Genomic DNA, 19,639 nt, shown 5'->3' on the forward strand with positions numbered 1-19,639 from the left:
CGCTCACCACTGCACGTGCAGGGTGATCGGCGACTTGGCCGGCGCCGTGTCGTCCCAGGTGGCCGGCTGATCGTCGGCCAGGCGCAGGTCCGGGAATCGGTCGAGGATCGCCTCGAGCGCGACCAGCATCTCGGTCCGGGCCAGCAGCGCGGCCAGGCAATTGTGGCTGCCCCGGCCGAAGGTGACGTGCGGGTTGTCGACCCGGGTCAGGTCCAGCTGATCAGCCTTGGCGAACACGGTCTCGTCGCGGTTGGCTGCCGCGATCACCGGCAGCACGGCCTCGCCGGGGCGGATCGTCCGGCCCTGCAACTCGAGGTCGTCGGTGGCCAGCAGCACTACGATCCCGTTCATCACCGGGATGAAGCGCAGCAGCTCCTCGACCGCGGTCGTCAGCACCGCCCGGTTGTCCCGCAGCATCGCGTAGCGACTCGGCTCGGAGAGCAGCAGCACCAGCGAGTTGCCCAGGAACATCGTCGTGGTGCGGTAGCCGGCCACGAGCATCGACAGCCCGAAGGCGGTCACCGCCTCCTCGCCGAACGCGCCCCGGTCGCACTCCTGGACGACCCGGCTGAGGATGTCGTCACCCGGCTCGCGCCGCTTGCGGGCGACGATCGACTCGATGTACCGGTACAGCTCGTCGCTGAAGCTGCGCCCCTCCTCCCAGGTCTGCATCGCGCCGAGCGCGGCGTCGGCCATCGGGAGGAAGTAGTCACGGTCCTCGAAGGGGATCCCGACCAGTTCACACATGACTCGCAGTGGGAACGGCTCGGTGAAATCGCGGACGATGTCGCCCGGTCGCGGCCCGGCCTCGAGGTCGTCGAGCAACTGCTCGGCCATCGCCCGGATGCGCGGCCGGAAGGCCGCGATGTTCCGGTTACTGAACGCCTCCGCGACGACTCGGCGCAGTGCGACGTGGTCCGGGCCGTTGAACTCCATCATCGTGACCAGCGGCCGGCCTTGGTGCAGGCCCTTTTGGCCCTCGATCTCCGGCCACTCGTTGATCGTGGGCCGGATGCACTTGGGCTCGTTGAGCAGCGCGGCGACGTCGGCGTGCCGGGTGACGTACCACATCGTGGTCTTGAACTCGGCCGGCACGTCGAGCTTGGCCACCGGGCACTGCTGCCGCAGCCAGCTGTACTCCTCCGGCGGTCCCATCGAGCCCTGTGGTGCCAACGGCATTTCGAGGCTGTCACCGTTCAACGGCGGCGGCTCGCTCACGCGACCCTCCTCGGCACCGTGATGTACCCGGCAGCGTGGAAATGGTTCAGGTACAGGTTCAGCAGTGCCGTGTCGGCCGGCGGACAGGTGAGCTTCGCATCGGCCAGGTCACGTTCCACGTTGTCGCGTCCCAGTGTGGGGAAGGTTCCCTCGAAGTACATCTCCTTGACCGACATGTCGCCGATCTTGGCGCGGTCGACGCACAGCGGCACGAACGGCGCCGTGGGTGCGTCGGGGTGCCGGGAGACGTACTCGACGAGGTCGATGACCCAGTCCTGGTAGGGCACCTGCTGGATGAGGTGCCCGGCAGCGCGCATGCAGTCGAGCATGTCGGTGAGCGAGGCCGGGTTCGGGTTGGTCAGGTGGTAGGTCCGGTCGGTCGACTCGCACGTCGTGGCGATGTGGACGATCGCGTCGGACAGGTAGTCGACGGGGACCAGGTCGAGCGGCAGCGCGATGTCCGGGGCCGAACCGGTGTCGGCGATGTACTTGAACAGCGAGCAGATCGCGGTCTCGGTGTTGGAGGCGCCGGTCAGCTGGTCGCCCATGATCTCGTAGGGCCGGTAGATCGCCACCGGCATGCCCTGGCGGGCTGCATCGCGCAGCACCTCCTCGGCGACCCACTTGCTCTCGCCGTAACCCATGGTGAGCAGCTCGGGGTGGGCCAGCGGCATTTCCTCGGTGACGTGGTGGACCCCGGCCAGCCCGAACCCGGCGACCGTCGCGATCGTGGAGAGGAAGTGCACCGGCGCGCGCCGCGGCGCGGCCAGCTGGATCAGCTTGCGGGTCGCCTCGACGTTGGCCTGCCGCAGCGCCTCGTACGGGTACAGGAAGTTCACCTGGGCCGCGGAGTGGATCACCAGGTCGAGCTTGTCCTCCAGCCGGGCCAACGGTTCGGCGAGCTCGGCGGCGGCCAGGTCGCCGGGGAAGCAGCGGATCCGCTCCGGGTCCCACGCGCGCTCGAGGCCGTAGCGGGCCAGGTTGGACCGGATCCGCTGTCCGGCGTGCGCCTCGCTGCTCGCCCGGACCGGGCAGTGCACGACCGCGTCGGTCCGGTTCATCAGGCTGTACAGCAACCAGGCGCCGACGAAGCCGCTCGCCCCGGTCAGCAGGACGTGCCGCGGGTCGAACGGATGTGCCAAGACCGCCGCCGGCTCCGGAAGCCGCGAACCGTAGCGGGCCTCGGTAGCAAAATCGACGTCGGGCGTCTGGGCCAGGGTGGCGCCGTCGTTGACGGCGGACACCGCGGCGGCGAAGCCTTTCAGCGTCGGGGTGTTCAGCAGGCACCGGACCAGGCTGGTGCCGTGCTTGGCGTCGATGCCCAACGTGCTGCAGGTGCTGGTCACGACCTGCGCCGCCAGCAGCGAGTCGCCGCCGACCGCGAAGAAGTCGTCGTCCTCGCCCGGCCACACGCGCAGGAAGTTCTGCCAGATCTGGGCCAGGGTCCCGAGCAGACCGCCCACGACCGGCGCGGCCGCGAGAGCCGGGCCCGGGGCCGACGTGGTCTCGGGACCGATCAGCTGACTGAGCAGTTTGCGGTCGACCTTGCCCGCCGCGCTGACCGGCAGCCGGGGCACCTCGATCAACTTCTGCAGCGCCGCGGGCGCGGGCAACCATTTGGCCAGGTCGGCCCGGACCGCGTCGGTGGGGATCGGCGTGCCCGGCGTCGCCGGGGTGACGTAGCCGGTCAACGAGTGGCCGTCGAAGTCGACGATCGCCTCACCGATTCGGTCGTCGGCTCGCAGTCTGGCCTCGATCTCCTCGAGCTCGATGCGGTGACCTCGCAGCTTGATCTGGCGGTCGATGCGGCCCCGGTACTCCAGATCGCCCTCGGCGTTGCGCACCACCCGGTCGCCGGTCCGGTAGACCACCAGGTCGCTCTCGGTGGGGTGCGGGACGAACTTTCGTGCGGTCAGGTCGGGATCGCCGATGTAGCCCAGCGCCAGACCGGTCCCGCCGACCAGCAGTTCGCCCTCCTCGCCGTCGGCAACCGCGGTGCCGTCCGGGCGCACGATGTGGCAGGTGGCGTACTCGAGCGGGCGGCCGATCGGCATCGGGCTGCGGGGCTCGCGGTCCGGCATGACGATGTAGGCCGTCGACACGACGCTGTTCTCGGTGGGCCCGTAGAAATTGACCACGGTGGTCCCGGGGCACGCGTCGGTGATCGCGCGAGCCAGCGCCGGGTCCATCGACTCACCGCCGGCGGAGGCGAAACGCAGCCTACGCAGGGCTTCCGGCTTCACCCGGGCCACGTGATGGAACACCGAGGTCGTCAGGTACGCGACGGTGACCTCGTCCTCGACGAACCGCTGCTCCAACGCCGTCGGCGAGAGCAGTTCCTCGCGGTTGGCGATCACGATGCACGCCCCGGCCAGCAGCGCCGGCCAGATCTCGATCGTGGACGCGTCCGAGGACAGGTTGTATCCGTGCAGCACCCGGTCGGTCGGGCGCGGCCGCTGGTGGACAGCGTCCGAGGCGGCCAACGCGACCACGCCGCGGTGCGGGACGGCAACCGCCTTCGGGCGCCCGGTCGACCCGGAGGTGAACATGACGTACGCGCAGTCCTGGTCGGTGACCGCGGTGCGCAGCGGCGGGTCGCCCACACCGCCCCCGCCGTCAGTCGGAAGCTCGACGGACGTGCGGATGCGGCGGACCCGCGCCACGCTGCCGGGCAGCGTCACCACCGTCTGCACCCCGGCCTCCTCGGCCATCGCCTGCAAGCGGCGCGGTGGCGAGGTGTCGTCCAACGGCAGATAGGCGGCCCCGGCCTTGAGAATTCCGAGGAATGCAACAAGGGCGTCCAGCGAGCGGCCCCCGCAAACGCCGACCCGGTCGCCGGGCGAGACGCCGGCTTCGTAAAGCCGACGGGCCAGCCGATCGGACAACACCTTCAGTTGCGCAAAGGTGATGGTTCGGCCGTGGTCGACCCCGGCCACAGCGTTGCCCAGGAGGGCGGCAACGGCATCGAACGCCTCGTGCAGGCAACCGCCGCCCGGCGGCGACAGAATGCCGCCCGAGTCGGGGTCACCGAATTCCTGCATTGAGTCGCGCAACACGGTGCTGATTCCTCTCGAATTCCCGATCAGGAGGAGAATTCCGCCGCAAACGCGGAGAAATCAGCGGTCCGCCATCGCTGCGGCCGCATACGAACAAGAATGTCCTCTACCAACTGGTGCTTATTTGCAGTCAAATATGCTTCGGCAGTCTCCGCGTCCAGATACCGGAGTGCCAGATTCCGGCGCTCGTCGGCGGGGATCGGGTCGGCGATGTCGGTGACCGGTCCCTCGACGCTGACGTAGCGGTACGGGGCGTTCTCGTCCTGCACACACAGGCTGAACCGCCCAGCTGCGCGGATCAACTCGGCCTTGACCGTGCTTCGCCCGGTCTCGATCACGACGTCCCCACCAGGGGTGTAGGCGTACCAAACCGGGACGAGCATGGGCGCGCTGGTGCCTCTAAGATCATTTATGCCGAGGACACCGACGTGGAGGGCGGAGAGAAACGCCTCACGCGCCTCGGTCGACATGCGCAGATCCATCTAAACCACCCCGTATCCAGATCGGAAGCAGTGTAGCCGGCAATTGTCTGTGCGCCGGCTTGCTGCGACCCTAGATGCCGCTTTTAACCATCTTCTGGCTTTTGTCTTGCGCTGGCAAACTGCCCAGGCCACAAGCGTGGCCAGGCGCCGTACCTGAAATGATCACTTCGCCGGGTGCGATCGTAAACAGCCGGAGCGTGGAAGATTCGGCATCCGGATATTACGTACGACTCACACGGGGGCACCGTGAGGAATCCACTCGTGGGCCATACCGGTCCATTCGACGGATGCAACCTCGACGCACGGGGAGGTTACCGGTGCCCCACGGGTTTGACCTCCGCGACGAAGATCGTTTTGTTCGGATTTTCCCGGATTCATACCCTGGCGCCGGCGCGATATGGGGTACAAGTCGATCACGGCCGTCGCAGGCGGACAGGACGCCGCCCGCCGAGCCGTATGCGGCCACGGCAGGTTGCGAAACGAACCCGGTTGAGAGTGCACCGGCGAGCCCCTGGAATTGGGGATGATTTGTGAGCCGTACTCGCAATATCTATAGGTACGCGGGTTTCGTCACGGTTTCGAACCGTCCTGACCTGGGACTTCGCCGGTCCCCCGGAAAAACAGCACGCCACGCTCGGTCGCCGAAGTGCTTCGGAGGAGGGCGGTGTGCGGGTCGGTCAGCGGCCGGCCGGTGCCGGCTCGTCGGCAGTGCGCGGCAACTGGGCGGGAACGCCGAGCACCGACTGGGCGCCGGGCCCGAACTGCCAGATGTGGCCAGGGCGAAGCAGGTTGAGGATCTCCTCCAGCGGCTCCCGGAGCAGGCACACCGGCTCGGTGAATCGCTCACGGGCGCTGCGTTCGATGGCCTGGCCGAATTCCGGCGTCGCCGCAGCGGAATCCAGTACCGGCAGAATCGCGGCGAAGACGGCGCCGGCTACGGCCGGGCTGACCGGTTCACCGCCGCCCCGGCGGTCGACGTAGTCTGCGACGAGGCGCTCGAAGGTCGCGGCGACCTGAGCCTCGAACGGACCGGACTCGGCACCGCCACGGGTGACCGAGGCGTGGTCGGCGGCAACCTTCGACAGGTCGGACATGATCGGTTCCTCCGGTTCGGACGCTTGTGGCAGATCGTGCCGAGCCACGACGAGGTCCGGACCGTCAATTCGGTCAGTTGTGGATAAGCCGTTCGGCCCACAGCGCCCGATCCCGGGGCCCCGGTCTTCACTGTCGGCGCGCGCCTATGTTTGCGCAAGCGATTTAATGACACGATGTGCCGGGACCAGCCGACAGCGCCGGGCCGAGGACCTTGCGCACCTCGGTCCACGGCCTCCGTCGGCATTTAATCGCCATTCAATTATGAGTGTCAGTCAGTTCCTATCTGGGTAAGAGAATCGGCGCTCATCCGGCCCGCTCTGAAACCGCGACGAAACCCCTCCGCTGGTACCTCTAGGCGCAAGATCACGACCGCCTGGCAGAGGAGATCGGCGCCATGTCGATGAGGCAGACGTTCCGGTTCGCGTGGGGCGGCATCGTCGCCAACAAGATGCGTGCCGCGCTGACCATGCTGGGCATCGTGATCGGGGTGGCCTCGGTGATCACGCTGATCGCGGTCGGCACCGGGTCGCAGGCCGCCGTGCAGGCCAACATCGACCGGCTCGGGTCGAACGTGCTCAACGTCGCACCGATGCCGACCGGGTTGGGCGGGCACGGCAGTGCCATGCAGCAGCAGCTGCGTCGCCTGCTGAAGATCTCGTCGAAGCCCGACAACTCCACCCACGAGCAGACCTCGGACATCACGTTCGCCGACGCGTCGGCCCTGAAGTCCGACGGCTGCTGCCCGGACGTGCTCGACGTCGCGCCCAAGGTCGGCCTACCCAACTCGACGCTGCCGTCCGGCTCCTCGGGCAATGTGAACGCGGTCTACGGCGGTTCCAGCCACACGGTGAACTTCTTCCTCGGAACCACCGCCAACTACTTCCCGATCGACGCCGACACGGTCAGCGCCGGCCGGTTCTTCACCGAACAGGAGGTCGCCCACCACGCCCGGGTCGCGGTGGTCGGGGTGTCCGTGGCAGCCGATCTGGTCAGTGGGGAGAACTCCGAACTGGTGGGCCAGGCCGTGCGGTTCAACGGCCAGGACTTCACCGTGATCGGGATCCTCGGGTCCAAGGGCTACTCGGGCAACACCGACCTCGATGACAAGGTCGTCGCACCGATCACCTCGACCGAGGACGCGCTGTTCGGCTACACGACCGCCGGGTCCAGCCAGTTGACGAGCATCTCCGCGCAGTCGACCTCCGCGGCCACGCTGGACGCGGCGCAGACCGAGGTGCAGAAGGAACTGGACGACCGCCACCATGTCTCCGCCGTGAACGCCGATGTGGTCGTCTACAACGCCGCCTCGATCCTCGCCGCCTCCGCCTCGTCCAACAAGACGTTGACGATCCTGTTGGCCGCCGTCGCCGGGATCTCCTTGCTGGTCGGCGGGATCGGGGTCATGAACATCATGCTGGTGTCCGTCACCGAACGGACCCGGGAGATCGGCATCCGCAAGGCCATCGGTGCCAAGGGTCCGGCGATCATCGGTCAGTTCCTCACCGAGGCGGTGATCGTCTCGATGATCGGCGGACTGCTGGGGGTGGCCATCGGCCTGATCGCCTCGCGGTTCACGATCGTCGGGGTACACCCGAAGGTCGCGCCGTACTCGATCTGGCTGGCGCTGGCGGTCTCCCTGTTCACCGGCCTGGTCTTCGGCGCCTACCCTGCCCAACGAGCGGCGTCCCTGCGTCCGATCGAAGCCCTCTGTTATGAGTGAGACGTTTCGTATCATTTGCTCCAGCGTCACGGATCCGACGGCTACAAGGCAGGTGCACGAAGTGGGTACCGACGATCTGCCGGTCGACCTGCAGGCCCGGGTCGCCCTCCTGGGCGGCTCGTTGGTCATGGCCTTCTCGGTCGTGCTGTCCTGGGTCCACGTCCGACCGCTGGGCGATCTGAGCCTGGTGGAGATGATTCCCGCGGCCCGGGTGCTCGGCGTGAACAACGGTCAGCTGCTGCCTTGGATCACCCTGGCGCTGGCGGGCATGGCGGCACTGATCGCCTGCGCGGCGGTGCGGCACCTCGTCGAGGCCCAGCTGGCGATCGGTGCCGCCTCGGTGACGTGGGTGGCATTCCTGTTCCGCGACCTGCACCACCTCTCGGCGGGCACTCTGGGGATACCGTCCGTCGGCCTGGGGCCGTGGGTCGCGCTGGTCGGAGCGGCGGCAATGCTCGGCTCCGGACTGGCCGCGACCCGGCGACGGAGCAGCCGGTCCGCAGCCCTGTAGGGCCCGTGCATCGCGCGCTTCCCGCCTGTTCGGCAAAGTGTTGCCGATCACATGTTTACGGTGACTTTGATCGCGGAAATCATCACCTTGACTCCCGGGGTTCGGGGCTCCTCAGGGACCTTCTGCGGGGTTCTGCGGGGGTAGGCCGCCGCGGGCGGCCGGCAGTTCTCACGTGATCCGCTGACCCTCCAGGAGACGACCATGCGTAACGACATTCCGTTCCTGAACCTCACCAACCTCCTCAACGGCCTGCTCGGCGGCGGCGGCGCCCTGGGCGGCAACACCGGCGGCGACGGCGACGTGCTGGACATCGTGCTTTAACTCCGGGGCCCTTTCAGCGGGTCCCGACGTGCGGGTCCGCCGACCGAGGACGGTCGGCGGACCCGCCGTCACTGCACTGCGCATCGCCCCGATCGTGCTTCCCGGCCGGCAGAGGAGACCCAGTGGCAGGGGCGGTGGCCGACCCGCTGCGCGAACGCACGCGGGGCTCCGGATGGCTCCTGCTCATGCTTGGCGCGAGCCTGCTCCGCGCCCTCGGAATCCTGTGTCTACCCGGCGTCTGCGGCCGGGCGCTCGACCTCCTGCTGATCCCCGGCACCGCTGCGACCGGGCAAACCGCCTGGGTCGGCGCCTCGATCGGCCTGCTGATCGCAGTCCCCCTGTGCGAGGCGGTGACCACGACCGCCGCCGGCGCACTGGTCGCCGCCAACACCGCCCGCGGCCGCCGCCGCCTGGTCGACCACCTCCTCGCGGTCGGTCCGCGCCTGCTCGGCGCCGCCGGCGTCGGCGACCTCGTGGCCCGGGCGGTGGGCAACACCGCACAGGCGGCCACTGTCTCCTCCCGGATCGCCGTGGTCGGGATCTCCGCACTGCCGGTGCTCGGCGCGATCGCGTTGATGTTCGCCATCGACGTGGCGTGCGCGACCGTGTTCAGCGCCGGCCTGGCGATCCTGGTCCTGCTCTCGCGCAGCCTGCTGCGCAGCACCCGCGAGGTGAACACCCACTACCTGCAGACCCAGGGCCGAATTGCCACCGCCGTGACCGAGACCCTGGCCGGCGCACGCACCGTGGCCGCCTCGGGGACCGCTGAGGCAGAACGTGCCCGGATTCTCGCGGACCTGCCGGAGCTGCACCGCCAGGGCGCGGCGCTCTGGCGGCTTCAGGCCGGAACGGCGACCCGCGGGGCGGTGCTGCTGCCCGTGCTGCAGATTCTGGTACTCGGAATCGCCGGCTGTCGTGTGTCCGAAGGACAACTGACGGTCGGTCAGCTGTTTGCGATCACCGGCTACGTCGCACTCGGGGCTCGGCTGATCACAACGGTCGGTCAGCTCAGCGCGCTCGGGGCAGCCCGCGGCGCGGCCGCGCGGTGCTCGGCGCTGCTCGAGGTTTCCGCGACGAGCTACGGACCCATGCCGGACAACGGTGGGCCTGGCACGATCCGGCTGGCCGAGGTCACCGTCGACCGTCCCGAAACCGCGCCGTTGCACCGGATCGACGTCGAGATTCCGGCGGGCCAATCGGTTGCACTGGTCGGTCGCGACGGCTCCGCCGCGACGTTGGCCGCGCTGTGCGGCAGATTGGTCGACCCGGACGCCGGCGCCGTGCTGCTCGACGGGCAGGACGTACGCAGCTTGACCGCCGCGGCCTTGCACCAAAGCGTCACCTACGCCTTCGACCGTCCCGCCCTGCTCGGCGCCACGATCGCGGAGACGCTCGCCCTGCGGGTCGATCCGGTGAGCACCGCGGTGCTGGTCGAAGCCGCCCAGGCCGCCTGCGCCGACGAATTCATCCGCCGACTCCCGGCCGGTTACTCGACCGCGTTGAACGATGCCCCGATGTCCGGGGGCGAACTGCAACGACTCGGCTTGGCCCGAGCCTTCGCCCACCCCGGACGGGTGCTGGTGCTCGACGACGCGACCTCGAGCCTGGACACGGTCACCGAGCACCGGATCTCCGTCGCGCTCGCCGCAGCGAGCAGGCGAACCCGCGTGGTGGTCGCCCGGCGGGCATCGACCGCCGCGCGCGTCGACCGGGTCCTGTGGCTGGACGGCGGCCGGGTGCGCGGCGACGGCACCCACCGCGACCTGTGGAGGAACCCCGATTACCGGGCGGTGTTCCGGCACGACGAACCCGTTTGCCTAGGCGGCACAAGGGTTCCCGGGGTCCAGGACCGGGCCGCGGTGTTCGCGCTGTGACCGGCCCTGAGCACCGGGTCGGCGTGCTCGCCGTCGTGGCCGGCGCGCTGCGCACCCGACCCCGCGCCAGCGCCGCGGCGGCAGGCTGGACAGCTCTGGCCGCGGGACCGACCTTGCTGACCGGCTGGGCCGTGGCCCACAGCCTCGACGACGGGTTCCTGCGTCACCATGCCGCGGTCGGGCTGGCCTGGTTGGCTCTCCCCGCGCTGTCGATCGCGCCGGCCGCCGCCGCGACCGGGCGCTCGGTCCGCGCGGTCGGCGAGATCGTGGAATCCTTCCGCGACCGGCTGGTCGTCGACCTGATCGACGGCGCAATCGCTCGTGCCGTCGCGCCCGCAGGCGGCGGAGACTCGGGCCGGGTACTTGCCGCGCTCAGTCAGCAGGTCGAGGCGGCCCGGGCCGGCCTGGCGGGCACGATCTGCTGTCTGCTCAGCGTCGCTCTCAGCATCCTCGGAGTGCTGATCGGGCAGGCGGCACTCTCACCGGCCGCCGCCGCGCTGACGGCGGCGCCGTTGCTCGCGACCGCGCTGCTGTTCGCGACCGGCATGCCGCGGGTCTTACGGGCCCAACGGAATCTGGTGCTCGGCGCCGAGGACCTGTCGGCGATCGTGCACTCGACCACGGCCGGCCTGCGCGACATCCGGGTCGCCGGCGCCGATCAGTGGGCACGCCAGGAATGCGCCCAGCGCATCGATGCCCAGGCGCGGACCGCCCGCCTCGTGGCCGGGCTGTCCGGCCTGCGCCTGCTGGTCGTCGGCCTCGGCGGACGAGCGCCGGCTGCCTTGCTGCTGCTCGCGGCGCCCTGGTTGATCCGACACGGCACTGCCCCCGGCGCACTGGCCGGGGCGTTGACCTACGACCTCGCGACTGTCGCGCCGCTCGCGCAGTCGGTCAGCGACTCGGTGAGCACCGCGGTCCTGCCACTGGCGGTCAACGCGGCACGCCTGGCCGAGACCGGACCGGCCCGGGTGCCGGCCGTCGCACCCGGGCCGGCCGCGCGAGTGCCCGACGCCGTCGACATCCGGATTCAGGGGCTCGGCTTCGCCTACGGACCCCACGCCGAACCGGTGCTGGCAGGCTTGGATCTGACGGTGCCGCACGGCGCCTGGTTAGCGGTGGTGGGCGCCAGCGGGATCGGCAAGTCCACCCTGGCCGCGCTGATCTGCGGGATGCTCCACCCGACCGCCGGGTCGATCCGGGTGGGCGGGCTCGACCCGGCCGGTCTGCCGCCCGCGACGTTGGCGAACCTGCGGGTCTACCTGCCCCAGCAGGCCTACGTCTTCTCCGGCACGTTGCGCGAGAACCTTCGCTACCTGAACTCGGACGCCACCGACCGCCACCTGGACCGTGCCGTGGCCGCCGTCGGTCTGACCGCGGTGCGCGACCGGATCGGCTATGACGGGCTGCTCGACCCGGCGTGCCTCGACCCCGCGCAGCTCCAGCTGGTCGCCTTGGCTCGGGCCTGGGCCTCCCCCGCGCCGCTGGTCGTACTCGACGAGGCGACCTGCCATCTCGACCCGGGTGCCGAGTCCCGGGTCGAGGACGCGTTCGCCGCCCGCGGCGGGACGTTGGTCGTGATCGCCCACAGGATCAGCTCCGCGATGCGGGCCGACACCGTCCTCATTCTGGACGGAGCCAACACCGGCGTCGGGACCCACCGGCAACTGTTGACCGGCTCGCCGATGTACCAGGACCTGGTGGGGCACTGGTCCGGCCTGGCGGACCGCTGCCCCAGTTTCGTGCTCTGAGCTACCCGCCGGACGCGATTGCGTGGTCGCGGGTCGGGCAGGTCCCCGGTAGGGCGCGTCGGCGTCGGTACGGCAGAGCTCGGAAGAGGTGCGACGGTGAGCTGCGACGTGGCCGAGCACCCGACGCCGCGCCGTCGGGTGCCGGCGCGGCTGAGCCGGCGCGCCGGCTTCGCCGTGGTCGCCTTCGCGTTCGTGGTGAACATGCTCGGGACGACGCTGCCGACGCCCCTGTACGGCAGGTACCGGCAGAGCTTCGGGCTGTCCGAACTGACGATCACCGTCGTCTACTCCACCTACGCGATCGGCGTGATCGCCGCACTGCTGCTGTTCGGGAACTTCTCCGACCGGATCGGGCGGCGCCGGATGCTGTTACCGGCGTTGGTCGCCTCGGCGCTGTCGGCCGTCGTCTTCCTGCTCGCGCACGGGTTGGGGCTGCTGCTGGTGGGCCGGGTGCTGTCCGGGCTCTCGGCCGGGGTCTTCACCGGTACCGCCACCGCGACCCTGGTGGACCTGGCACCCGAACAGCACCGCGGCAGGGCGACGCTGACCGCCACAGTGGCGAACATGGGCGGCCTCGGGCTGGGCCCGCTGCTCTCCGGGGTCGTGTCCCAGACCGCGCCGCACCCGATACGGACGCCGTACCTCGTCAATCTGATCCTGGTGGTCGCCGCGATCGCGTTGGTGGCGATGATGCGTGAGCCGGTCGAGGTCACCCGTGGGGCTCGGCCCTCCGTTCAGGGCCTGCGGGTTCCCGACGGTGTCCGCGCCACCTTCACCCGGGCGGCGATCGCGGCCTGCGCGGGCTTCGCGGTGCTCGGGTTGTTCACCGCGGTGGCGCCCGCCTTCGTGGTTTCCCTGGGCCACACCAGCCGGGCCGGCATCGGGGCCGTGGTGTTCGCGGTGTTCGTCGCCTCCGCGGCCGGACAACTGGCCCTCGAGCGGATCCCGGCCGGCCACGCGTTGCCCGGTGGCTGCTTCGGGTTGATCGCGGGCATGGCTGTCCTGGCCGCCGGACTGGCCGCTGCGTCGTTGCCGCTGATCGTGGCCGGTGGTGTTCTCGCCGGGTTCGGCCAGGGCCTGAGTTTCCGCGCCGGGCTGGCGGCGATCAACGCCGAGACGCCCCCGCAGCAACGCGGCGCGGTCGCGTCGAGTTTCTTCGTGGTCGCCTACGTGGCGATCTCGATCCCGATCGTCGGCGAGGGAGTGCTCGCTCAGACCGCAGGGCTGCGGACCGCGGGGCTCGTGTTCGCGGGACTGGTCGCGGCGTTGTCCGCGACCGTGCTGGTCCTCCTGCTGCGCCGGATGCCCGGGCCCGCCACAGCCGGCTGAGCCCCGGCGTGGAGCGTCAGTTCCCGCCCAGGTGCTCCGACCGCGTGGACCACTCGGCCCAGGAGCGGTCCCAGGACCGCAGCCGGACCGCCTCGACCCGCCGCCGCCCGACCGACCGCCCCTGCCAGAGCAGCAACACCGCGATCCCCTCGACCGCGCCCGCGGCCAGCAGGGCCCGTACCCACGCATCAGCAGCCGGCGGCGGCTCGTGACGCAACGTTCCCGATGAGGTGAGCCCGGCGGCGACCGGGACGCCGGCGGCCAACCGCATGGAAACCGCGATTTCGCCGCGGTGCACGCCGCCGGATCGGTCGGTCCAGGAGACCGGCGCCAGCCAACGCGGCGCGACGCCGTAGCCCTCGACGGGCCGCATGGTCGACTGGGCAGTCGTGGTGGCGGTCACCGAACGGTCCGGATCGCGCACCATGTCGTAGATCCCCCAGCCGGTGGCCACAGCGCCCACCGTGGCCCCGAAGCCGCCGAAACCGAGCAGCGCCCAAGTCGCGGCCCGCAGGCGCCGGGCGCGCCGCCTCATCGGGTCGTTGCGAATGACCCGTGCCAGGTCCGAACCGCGCGATAGGCGTCGCCAACGCATCCCGGTCCTCCCGCTCCTGCCGTGGCCCCCATAACCAACTGCGCAGTATCGGAATTTTGCCTCAGACCGGACGTGCCCGCCACCGAACCGACCAACTAGTTGGATGCCCGCCGACGGAGCACGGCTTCAGAAGATGTCGTCGATGACGTCCTCGGCGAGCCCGAACCCGAGGCCCATCCCGGCGCCCTGCGCCACCGCGCTGCCGAACCGGCCGCCGAGGAAGCGCGCCAGCAGCCCTTGGCGGGGCGCGGGCTGCTCGTACTGCGGTTGGTACTGCGGCTGCTGCACCGGCGGCGGGGCCTGGAAGGCCGCCTGCGACACCGGTTGGTTCGCGTTCGCCAGGACGAAGTCGTGCAGGGCCTGCAGTAGTGCACCAACCTGCTGCTGCTCGGCCTGCAGTGCCAGCGCGACCTCGCGCAGGTCCTGCTTCCACTCCGCCGCGGCCGGATTACCCGCCGCGTCGGCCGCCTGAAGTTTGCCGGCCAACGACCGGATCACCGTCACCGTCTGGTCGGCCTGCGCCGCCAACTCGTCGTGCGCCGAATCGATGCGTTCCAGCTCGGTCATCGTCGCCTCCTTTGCCGATCACGGTAGCGAGCCGGCGCCGATCCGGCACCGGCGCGGTGGGCAGCACCACAGGTGGCGGGGTCGGCGCCCGAACATGACGCCTCATCAGATCCCGACAGGTCGACGTCAGTAGGTCTCGACGACACCCGTTCGACACCGGGCATTTGCGCTCGCGAGAATTGCTCACCGGTCGACAAATCGGCTTTCATGAAAACGCCGAAGAGGCCGAGAAATTCGGCCATTGCGTCGCGTCGAAGTTCGTGTGAAGATGCGGCGCCGAGACTTTCCGGGGGAATTCGCAACTGACCGTCCTGTTGTCGGCGCTGGACCAACTTCACATCCCTGCATGGGATCTGCCATCGGCCGCGTGCGGCCGAGGAACCCAACAACAGCCGTCACCCAGCCACCCGGCACAGCCGCGTCGGTCGGTCCACCAGGACCGAGACCGCGCGGCGGCGCCCGGGAAATCGAACGACTCCGCTTCGCGCTCGGCCGCGGAAAGGCAACCAGAAGAATGCGCACCATCGCGGCTCCGATCGACCCGCAGCAGGCTTACCAGGACGGGCCGGGTCCGACCGCCGGCGCGGGCCTCGACCCGAGCCCGCGGCCGGCGGCCGTTCGGGCCGGTGTCGCCCAACGTGCTCGGCCCGCCGCACCGCGGCTGACCCCACGCCACCGGGTCCGGTTTCTCGGCCCGTCCCGCGTGGTGGAGGCACTGCGTTTCGCCGTCCAAGCAGTGCTTTCCGCCCGGCTGCGCTCGACCCTGACCGTGCTGAGCATCCTGATCGGCGTCGCCGCGGTGGTGGAACTGGTCGCGGTCGGGGCCGGCTCGCGGGCCGCGGTCGCGGCCTCGATCCAACGGCTGGGCACCAGCACCGTGTACGTGTCGCCGCACCAGGTGGGCACCGGCGGCAACGGCAGCGAACAGCAGAACGAACTGCGCCGAGCATTGGGTCTGGCCCCGCCGCCGCCGAATGCCACCGACCCGCGCAAGCCGGAGTTGACCTGGGCTGATGCGCAAGCGCTGCAGAATTCCGTCCTGGCGCCGGACGTCGCTGCGGTGGCCCCGGGTATCTGGATCGGCGGGGTGCAGGCGCAGTACGGCACGGCGTCCCACAGCATCGGCACGCTGATCGGCACCACGACCTCGTTCTTGGGCATCAACGACGAGACCGTGACTGCCGGGCGAGCGTTCACCGACGCGGACACCCTGGTCCACGCGCACGACTGCCTGCTGGGTCGGACCGTCGCCGCCGACCTGACCAGCGCCGACCCGAACAGCTTGGTCGGACGAAGGATCCGGTTGAACGGCCGACCCTTCACGGTGGTGGGTGTCCTCGGGGTGAAGGGCTACTCCGGGCAGTCCGACATGGACAACGTGGCCATCTGCACCGCGACCTCGGTCGCGGACTCCCTCTACGGATACGCCCCGCCGGGCCAAGGCCCGATCAACGGGATCGCCGTGCAGGCGAACGCGCCGGCGGCCGTTCCGGCCGCGCAGGCCGAGGTGACTGCGATCCTCGACTCCCGGCACCACACCGCCCCGGTCGACAGCGACTTCGTGACCTACAACGCCGCCTCGCTGCTGACAGCCTCGTCCTCGGCCGCGCAGACGTTGACCGTGCTGCTGGCCGTCGTGGCCGGGATCTGTCTGCTCGTCGGGGGAATCGGGGTCATGAACACGATGCTGATCGCCGTCACCGAACGCACCAAGGAGATCGGCATCCGCAAGGCCGTCGGCGCCGGACGTCGCGACATCCTCGGCCAGTTCCTCGGCGAGGCCGTCACCCTGTCGATGATCGGCGGCGGCCTCGGCGCGCTGGTCGGCATCGGGTTGTGCCGACTCCACGTCGCCGGGGTCAGCCCGGTGCTGGCGCCGTGGTCGGTCGGGACGGCGTTGGCCGTGACCCTCTGCACCGGGCTGTTCTTCGGCCTGTACCCGGCGTACCGCGCGGCGGCGCTCTCCCCCATCGAAGCCCTGCGTTACGAGTGATCGGGTGCCACGCCTTTTCCCCCGCTGATTCAGCGATGTCGCCGCATCAACTGATCTTCCGACAAAAAGATGGAACTTTCGGGGAACCATCTCCTCCGTTCGGAGGGTCGAAGGGACTGAGCGACCAGTAGTGCCGGACCCGTCGAGCAAGCGGCGCAGCATCGGCCGTCGCTCGTGCTCGCGGACGTCATCGCCCGACGTCCGGCGGTCCCCCTTCGACTGCTGGGAGTTCTCATGCGCATGCCCTCCTGCACCCGCGCGCGCCGAACGGTCGCCCTGGCCGCAGCGGCACTCGCGGCCACCGGTGCCGTCGCGGTGGCCGGCGGAACGGCCTGGGCGAGCGCCGGCACGGATCATCCGCAGGTGCGGGCCGATGACTGCACGCCGCAGCACGTGTCCGGCTGCACCGGCACCGACAGCCCGGCCGACCCCAGCCTGCTTCGGTACTGCGGACCGGACGGTACCTGCGCACCTGTGGGGCACCGCGGCGGGCGCCACCACTGAACGGTCCTCATCCGTTCGGCTGCCGGAAACGCGATCCGCACGATTCGCACAAGCGCGTCATAGGCGACGCACAAGGTTGCCGGCCAGGGTTTGGGTGTCCCGATTCGGCGAGCAAGGAGGCAGCCATGCGGTTCCGGGAGAGTGCGCGGTTCGCCTGGCAAGGGGTCGTGGCGAACAAGCTGCGATCCGTACTGACCATGCTCGGCATCGTCATCGGTGTGGCGTCGGTGATCACCCTGGTTGCCGTCGGCACCGGGTCCAACGCGGCGGTAGCCGCCTCGATCGACAAACTCGGGTCCGACACCCTCAACGTCGTCCCGATGCCCAGCGGCACCGGCGGGCACGGCAGTGCCCTCCAGGGCCAGTTGCGTCGTTCCCTCGGGATCACCGCCAAGCCGGCCAACGGCACCCAGCAGTCCCCCGCTGTGCTCAACATGTCCGACGTCACCGCGCTGCAGAACAACCCCGGAGCACCCGACGTGTCCGCGGTCGCGCCGCTGGTCACCGTGCGCAGCGTTGTCGCGACCGAGGGGAGTTCCTCGCACACCGTCTCGTCGTTCGTCGGCTCGACGGCCAACTACCTCGGCATCGACGAGGACACGGTTGCCGTTGGCACCCCGTTCACCGACGCGCAGAACGCCTCGCACGACCACGTCGCGCTGCTCGGCACCAGCGTCGCCGCCGACCTCACCAGCGGCGACCCGGCGCAACTGGTCGGTACCCAGGTGCGCTTCAACGGCCAACCATTCAACGTGATCGGGATCCTGTCCTCCAAGGGCTACGCCGGCCAGCAGGACCTGGACGACAAGGTGATCGCGCCGATCAGCGCCGTCCAGGACGCGTTGTCCGGCTACGGCACCATCGGCGGCGGGCAGCTGAGCTCGATCGAGGTGCAGGCGACCGCCCCGACCACCACGGGCGCGGCGCAGAACGAGGTGCAGTCGATCCTCGACCAGAAGCATGGGCTCACCGCGCTGAACACGAACCTCGTCGTCTACAACGCCTCGTCGGTGCTGGCCGCCTCGTCGCAGTCCACTCACACCCTGACGATCCTGCTCGCCGCGGTCGCCGGGATCTCGCTGCTGGTCGGTGGCATCGGGGTCATGAACATCATGCTCGTGTCGGTCACCGAGCGGACCCGCGAAATCGGCATCCGCAAGGCGATCGGCGGAAACCGCTCCGACATCGTCCGTCAGTTCCTGTCCGAGGCAGTGATCCTGTCGATGCTCGGTGGCCTGCTCGGTGTCGGGGCCGGGGTGTTCGCCGCCCGGTTCACCATCGCCGGCGTGCAGCCCGTCGTCGCGTCCTGGTCGGTGTGGCTGGCCCTCGGCGTGTCGCTGGCCACCGGCCTGGTCTTCGGCTTCTACCCGGCCGCGCGGGCCGCGGCGCTGCGCCCGATCCAGGCCTTGCGCTGGGAGTAACCCCGGCCTCCCCCGAACCACCCACCCACACCACACACGGGCAGAGTTGCAACCAGTGGGACGATCGCCTCCGCGAAGTCACCACAGGGTTTGCAACTCTGCCCATTGGTGGTGTGCGGGTGCGGGTGCGGGTGCGGGTGCGGGTGCGGGTGCGGGTGCGGGTGCGGGACCGAGGGCCGGTGGCGCGGAACGGAGGGCGATCGGTGGATACGAGCGCGGCGCGGCGGATGTGGTCGTTGTTCGAGCCGATCCACGACGTCGCCTACTTCACCCCGGAGGTCCAGCAAGCCGGCGACGCCGCCGGGATGCGGGGGTTCTGGATGGGCTACTTCGCCATGCGGTTGGCGCCGCTGGGGCCGGTCGGCGCCGAGGTGGCCACGGCCGTCTGCCACGGGTTCCATCCGGCCCGGGTGCGCCGCGCCCTGCCCGACGCGTGGGACAGGGCCAGTCCCGCCGAGGTCCTCGCTGCGCGACTGCGTGGCGTCGACGCCGCGCTGCGACGGGTCTGGGGCACCGGACTGGTGGAGTCGGAGACGGTCCACGAAGCCGCTGACCTGGCCTGGGCGGCTGCCGTCGGGGCCGACTGCGCCGGCAGGCCGCTGGGGGCGGCGAATCAGGGCCTGCCTCGACCCGAGAAGCCGCACCTGGCGTTGTGGCAGGCGACCACCACGCTGCGGGAGCACCGGGGCGACGGGCACATCGCGGTGCTGGTCACGCACCAGGTCGGTCCGGTGGCAGCCCACCTGCTCAAGGCCGCAGCCGACGAGTCCGACCTGGAGACGGTGCGGATCGGCCGACAGTGGCCTGAGCAGGACTGGACCGCGGCCGCGGATTCCCTGGTATCGCGTGGAATTCTCGATCCGGACCGACGCCCGGCCGCGGCCGGGCGGGACCTGCACCGGCGGATCGAGGCACAGACCGACGCCGCCGCCGAACAACCGTGGCAGGCCCTCGGCGAGGGCGGGACCCGGCGCCTGGCCGACCTGCTGGCCGGCTTGGCCCGCACTCTGGTGGACGCCGGAGTCCCACCGATGCCGAACGCCGTCGGGCTCGTCGTCGAGCCGGCACAGACTGACTGAGGCAGCGTCAGACGTTGCCGGTATTCCGTTGACCGGGGGCGCTCCCGGGTGTTCAGTGAACAAACCGGGCGTCGCCGGGAAAGGTCGGGGCCGCGCTGCGGCGTCGAACGCATCGAACCGGCGGCC

General features: G+C 70.2%; 15 protein-coding genes. 9 read left to right on the top strand and 6 right to left on the bottom strand.

Annotated features, from left to right (window positions below; genetic code table 11):
- Window positions 1–3: 3 nt before the first annotated feature.
- From VHU88_11205 to VHU88_11220, 4 genes are all read right to left on the bottom strand, one after another.
- Complete coding sequence (locus VHU88_11205; GenBank protein ID HEX3612244.1) at window positions 4–1,218, bottom strand: cytochrome P450; 1,215 nt, start codon at window positions 1,216–1,218, stop codon at window positions 4–6.
- Entirely contained in the window at window positions 1,215–4,259 is a 3,045-nt protein-coding gene (locus VHU88_11210; protein ID HEX3612245.1) for an amino acid adenylation domain-containing protein, read from the bottom strand. The genes VHU88_11205 and VHU88_11210 overlap by 4 nt, the downstream gene beginning before the upstream one ends.
- A gap of 41 nt (window positions 4,260–4,300) precedes the next feature.
- A complete protein-coding gene (locus VHU88_11215) occupies window positions 4,301–4,756 on the bottom strand; it encodes a pyridoxamine 5'-phosphate oxidase family protein (protein ID HEX3612246.1) in 456 nt (151 codons plus the stop codon).
- Between the two features lie 677 nt (window positions 4,757–5,433).
- A complete protein-coding gene (locus VHU88_11220; GenBank protein ID HEX3612247.1) occupies window positions 5,434–5,850 on the bottom strand; it encodes a hypothetical protein in 417 nt (138 codons plus the stop codon).
- Between the two features lie 395 nt (window positions 5,851–6,245).
- Here VHU88_11220 and VHU88_11225 point away from each other — a divergent pair, with 395 nt between their 5' ends.
- The 5 genes from VHU88_11225 (at window position 6,246) to VHU88_11245 (ending at window position 13,354) form a co-directional block, all read left to right on the top strand.
- Window positions 6,246–7,571 carry an ABC transporter permease gene (locus VHU88_11225; protein HEX3612248.1) on the top strand — a complete coding sequence of 442 codons (1,326 nt, stop codon included), beginning with the start codon at window positions 6,246–6,248 and terminating at the stop codon, window positions 7,569–7,571.
- Between the two features lie 61 nt (window positions 7,572–7,632).
- Window positions 7,633–8,082, top strand: coding sequence for a hypothetical protein (locus VHU88_11230; protein ID HEX3612249.1), 450 nt, complete (start codon window positions 7,633–7,635; stop codon window positions 8,080–8,082).
- Window positions 8,083–8,525: 443 nt separating this feature from the next.
- Window positions 8,526–10,277, top strand: coding sequence for an ABC transporter ATP-binding protein (locus VHU88_11235; protein HEX3612250.1), 1,752 nt, complete (start codon window positions 8,526–8,528; stop codon window positions 10,275–10,277).
- Window positions 10,274–12,025, top strand: a complete 1,752-nt coding sequence (locus tag VHU88_11240; GenBank protein HEX3612251.1) for an ABC transporter ATP-binding protein — start codon at window positions 10,274–10,276, stop codon at window positions 12,023–12,025. Before VHU88_11235 ends, VHU88_11240 begins: the two co-directional genes overlap by 4 nt.
- A 96-nt stretch (window positions 12,026–12,121) precedes the next feature.
- Entirely contained in the window at window positions 12,122–13,354 is a 1,233-nt protein-coding gene (locus VHU88_11245; protein ID HEX3612252.1) for an MFS transporter, read from the top strand.
- 16 nt (window positions 13,355–13,370) lie between these two features.
- On the opposite strand, the gene VHU88_11250 is transcribed toward VHU88_11245, so the two are convergent.
- Together VHU88_11250 and VHU88_11255 are read right to left on the bottom strand one after the other, a co-directional pair.
- Window positions 13,371–13,889 (bottom strand): hypothetical protein, encoded by a 519-nt coding sequence (locus tag VHU88_11250; GenBank protein ID HEX3612253.1) that lies wholly within the window; start codon window positions 13,887–13,889, stop codon window positions 13,371–13,373.
- Between the two features lie 186 nt (window positions 13,890–14,075).
- Window positions 14,076–14,516 carry a hypothetical protein gene (locus VHU88_11255; protein HEX3612254.1) on the bottom strand — a complete coding sequence of 147 codons (441 nt, stop codon included), beginning with the start codon at window positions 14,514–14,516 and terminating at the stop codon, window positions 14,076–14,078.
- A gap of 514 nt (window positions 14,517–15,030) precedes the next feature.
- Between VHU88_11255 and VHU88_11260 the strand changes: the two genes are divergently transcribed.
- The 4 genes from VHU88_11260 (at window position 15,031) to VHU88_11275 (ending at window position 19,513) form a co-directional block, all read left to right on the top strand.
- Entirely contained in the window at window positions 15,031–16,509 is a 1,479-nt protein-coding gene (locus VHU88_11260) for an ABC transporter permease (protein HEX3612255.1), read from the top strand.
- A 234-nt stretch (window positions 16,510–16,743) separates the two neighbouring features.
- Window positions 16,744–17,013, top strand: a complete 270-nt coding sequence (locus tag VHU88_11265) for a hypothetical protein (protein ID HEX3612256.1) — start codon at window positions 16,744–16,746, stop codon at window positions 17,011–17,013.
- Between the two features lie 125 nt (window positions 17,014–17,138).
- Window positions 17,139–18,434, top strand: a complete 1,296-nt coding sequence (locus tag VHU88_11270; protein HEX3612257.1) for an ABC transporter permease — start codon at window positions 17,139–17,141, stop codon at window positions 18,432–18,434.
- Window positions 18,435–18,637: 203 nt separating this feature from the next.
- Entirely contained in the window at window positions 18,638–19,513 is an 876-nt protein-coding gene (locus VHU88_11275; protein ID HEX3612258.1) for a hypothetical protein, read from the top strand.
- Window positions 19,514–19,639: the final 126 nt, after the last annotated feature.

This window comes from Sporichthyaceae bacterium (assembly GCA_036269075.1).
In the GTDB taxonomy this organism is placed as follows: Bacteria; Actinomycetota; Actinomycetes; order Sporichthyales; family Sporichthyaceae; genus DASQPJ01.

What these genes read in the sequence shown, in the direction of transcription:
- VHU88_11215 (HEX3612246.1), bottom strand. Translation starts at nt 4,756, where the DNA reads ATGGATCTGCGCATGTCGACCGAGGCGCGTGAGGCGTTTCTCTCCGCC.
- VHU88_11265 (HEX3612256.1), top strand. Translation starts at nt 16,744, where the DNA reads ATGCGCATGCCCTCCTGCACCCGCGCGCGCCGAACGGTCGCCCTGGCC.
- VHU88_11210 (HEX3612245.1), bottom strand. Translation starts at nt 4,259, where the DNA reads ATGCAGGAATTCGGTGACCCCGACTCGGGCGGCATTCTGTCGCCGCCG.
- VHU88_11260 (HEX3612255.1), top strand. Translation starts at nt 15,031, where the DNA reads ATGCGCACCATCGCGGCTCCGATCGACCCGCAGCAGGCTTACCAGGAC.
- VHU88_11220 (HEX3612247.1), bottom strand. Translation starts at nt 5,850, where the DNA reads ATGTCCGACCTGTCGAAGGTTGCCGCCGACCACGCCTCGGTCACCCGT.
- VHU88_11270 (HEX3612257.1), top strand. Translation starts at nt 17,139, where the DNA reads ATGCGGTTCCGGGAGAGTGCGCGGTTCGCCTGGCAAGGGGTCGTGGCG.
- VHU88_11255 (HEX3612254.1), bottom strand. Translation starts at nt 14,516, where the DNA reads ATGACCGAGCTGGAACGCATCGATTCGGCGCACGACGAGTTGGCGGCG.
- VHU88_11225 (HEX3612248.1), top strand. Translation starts at nt 6,246, where the DNA reads ATGTCGATGAGGCAGACGTTCCGGTTCGCGTGGGGCGGCATCGTCGCC.
- VHU88_11250 (HEX3612253.1), bottom strand. Translation starts at nt 13,889, where the DNA reads ATGAGGCGGCGCGCCCGGCGCCTGCGGGCCGCGACTTGGGCGCTGCTC.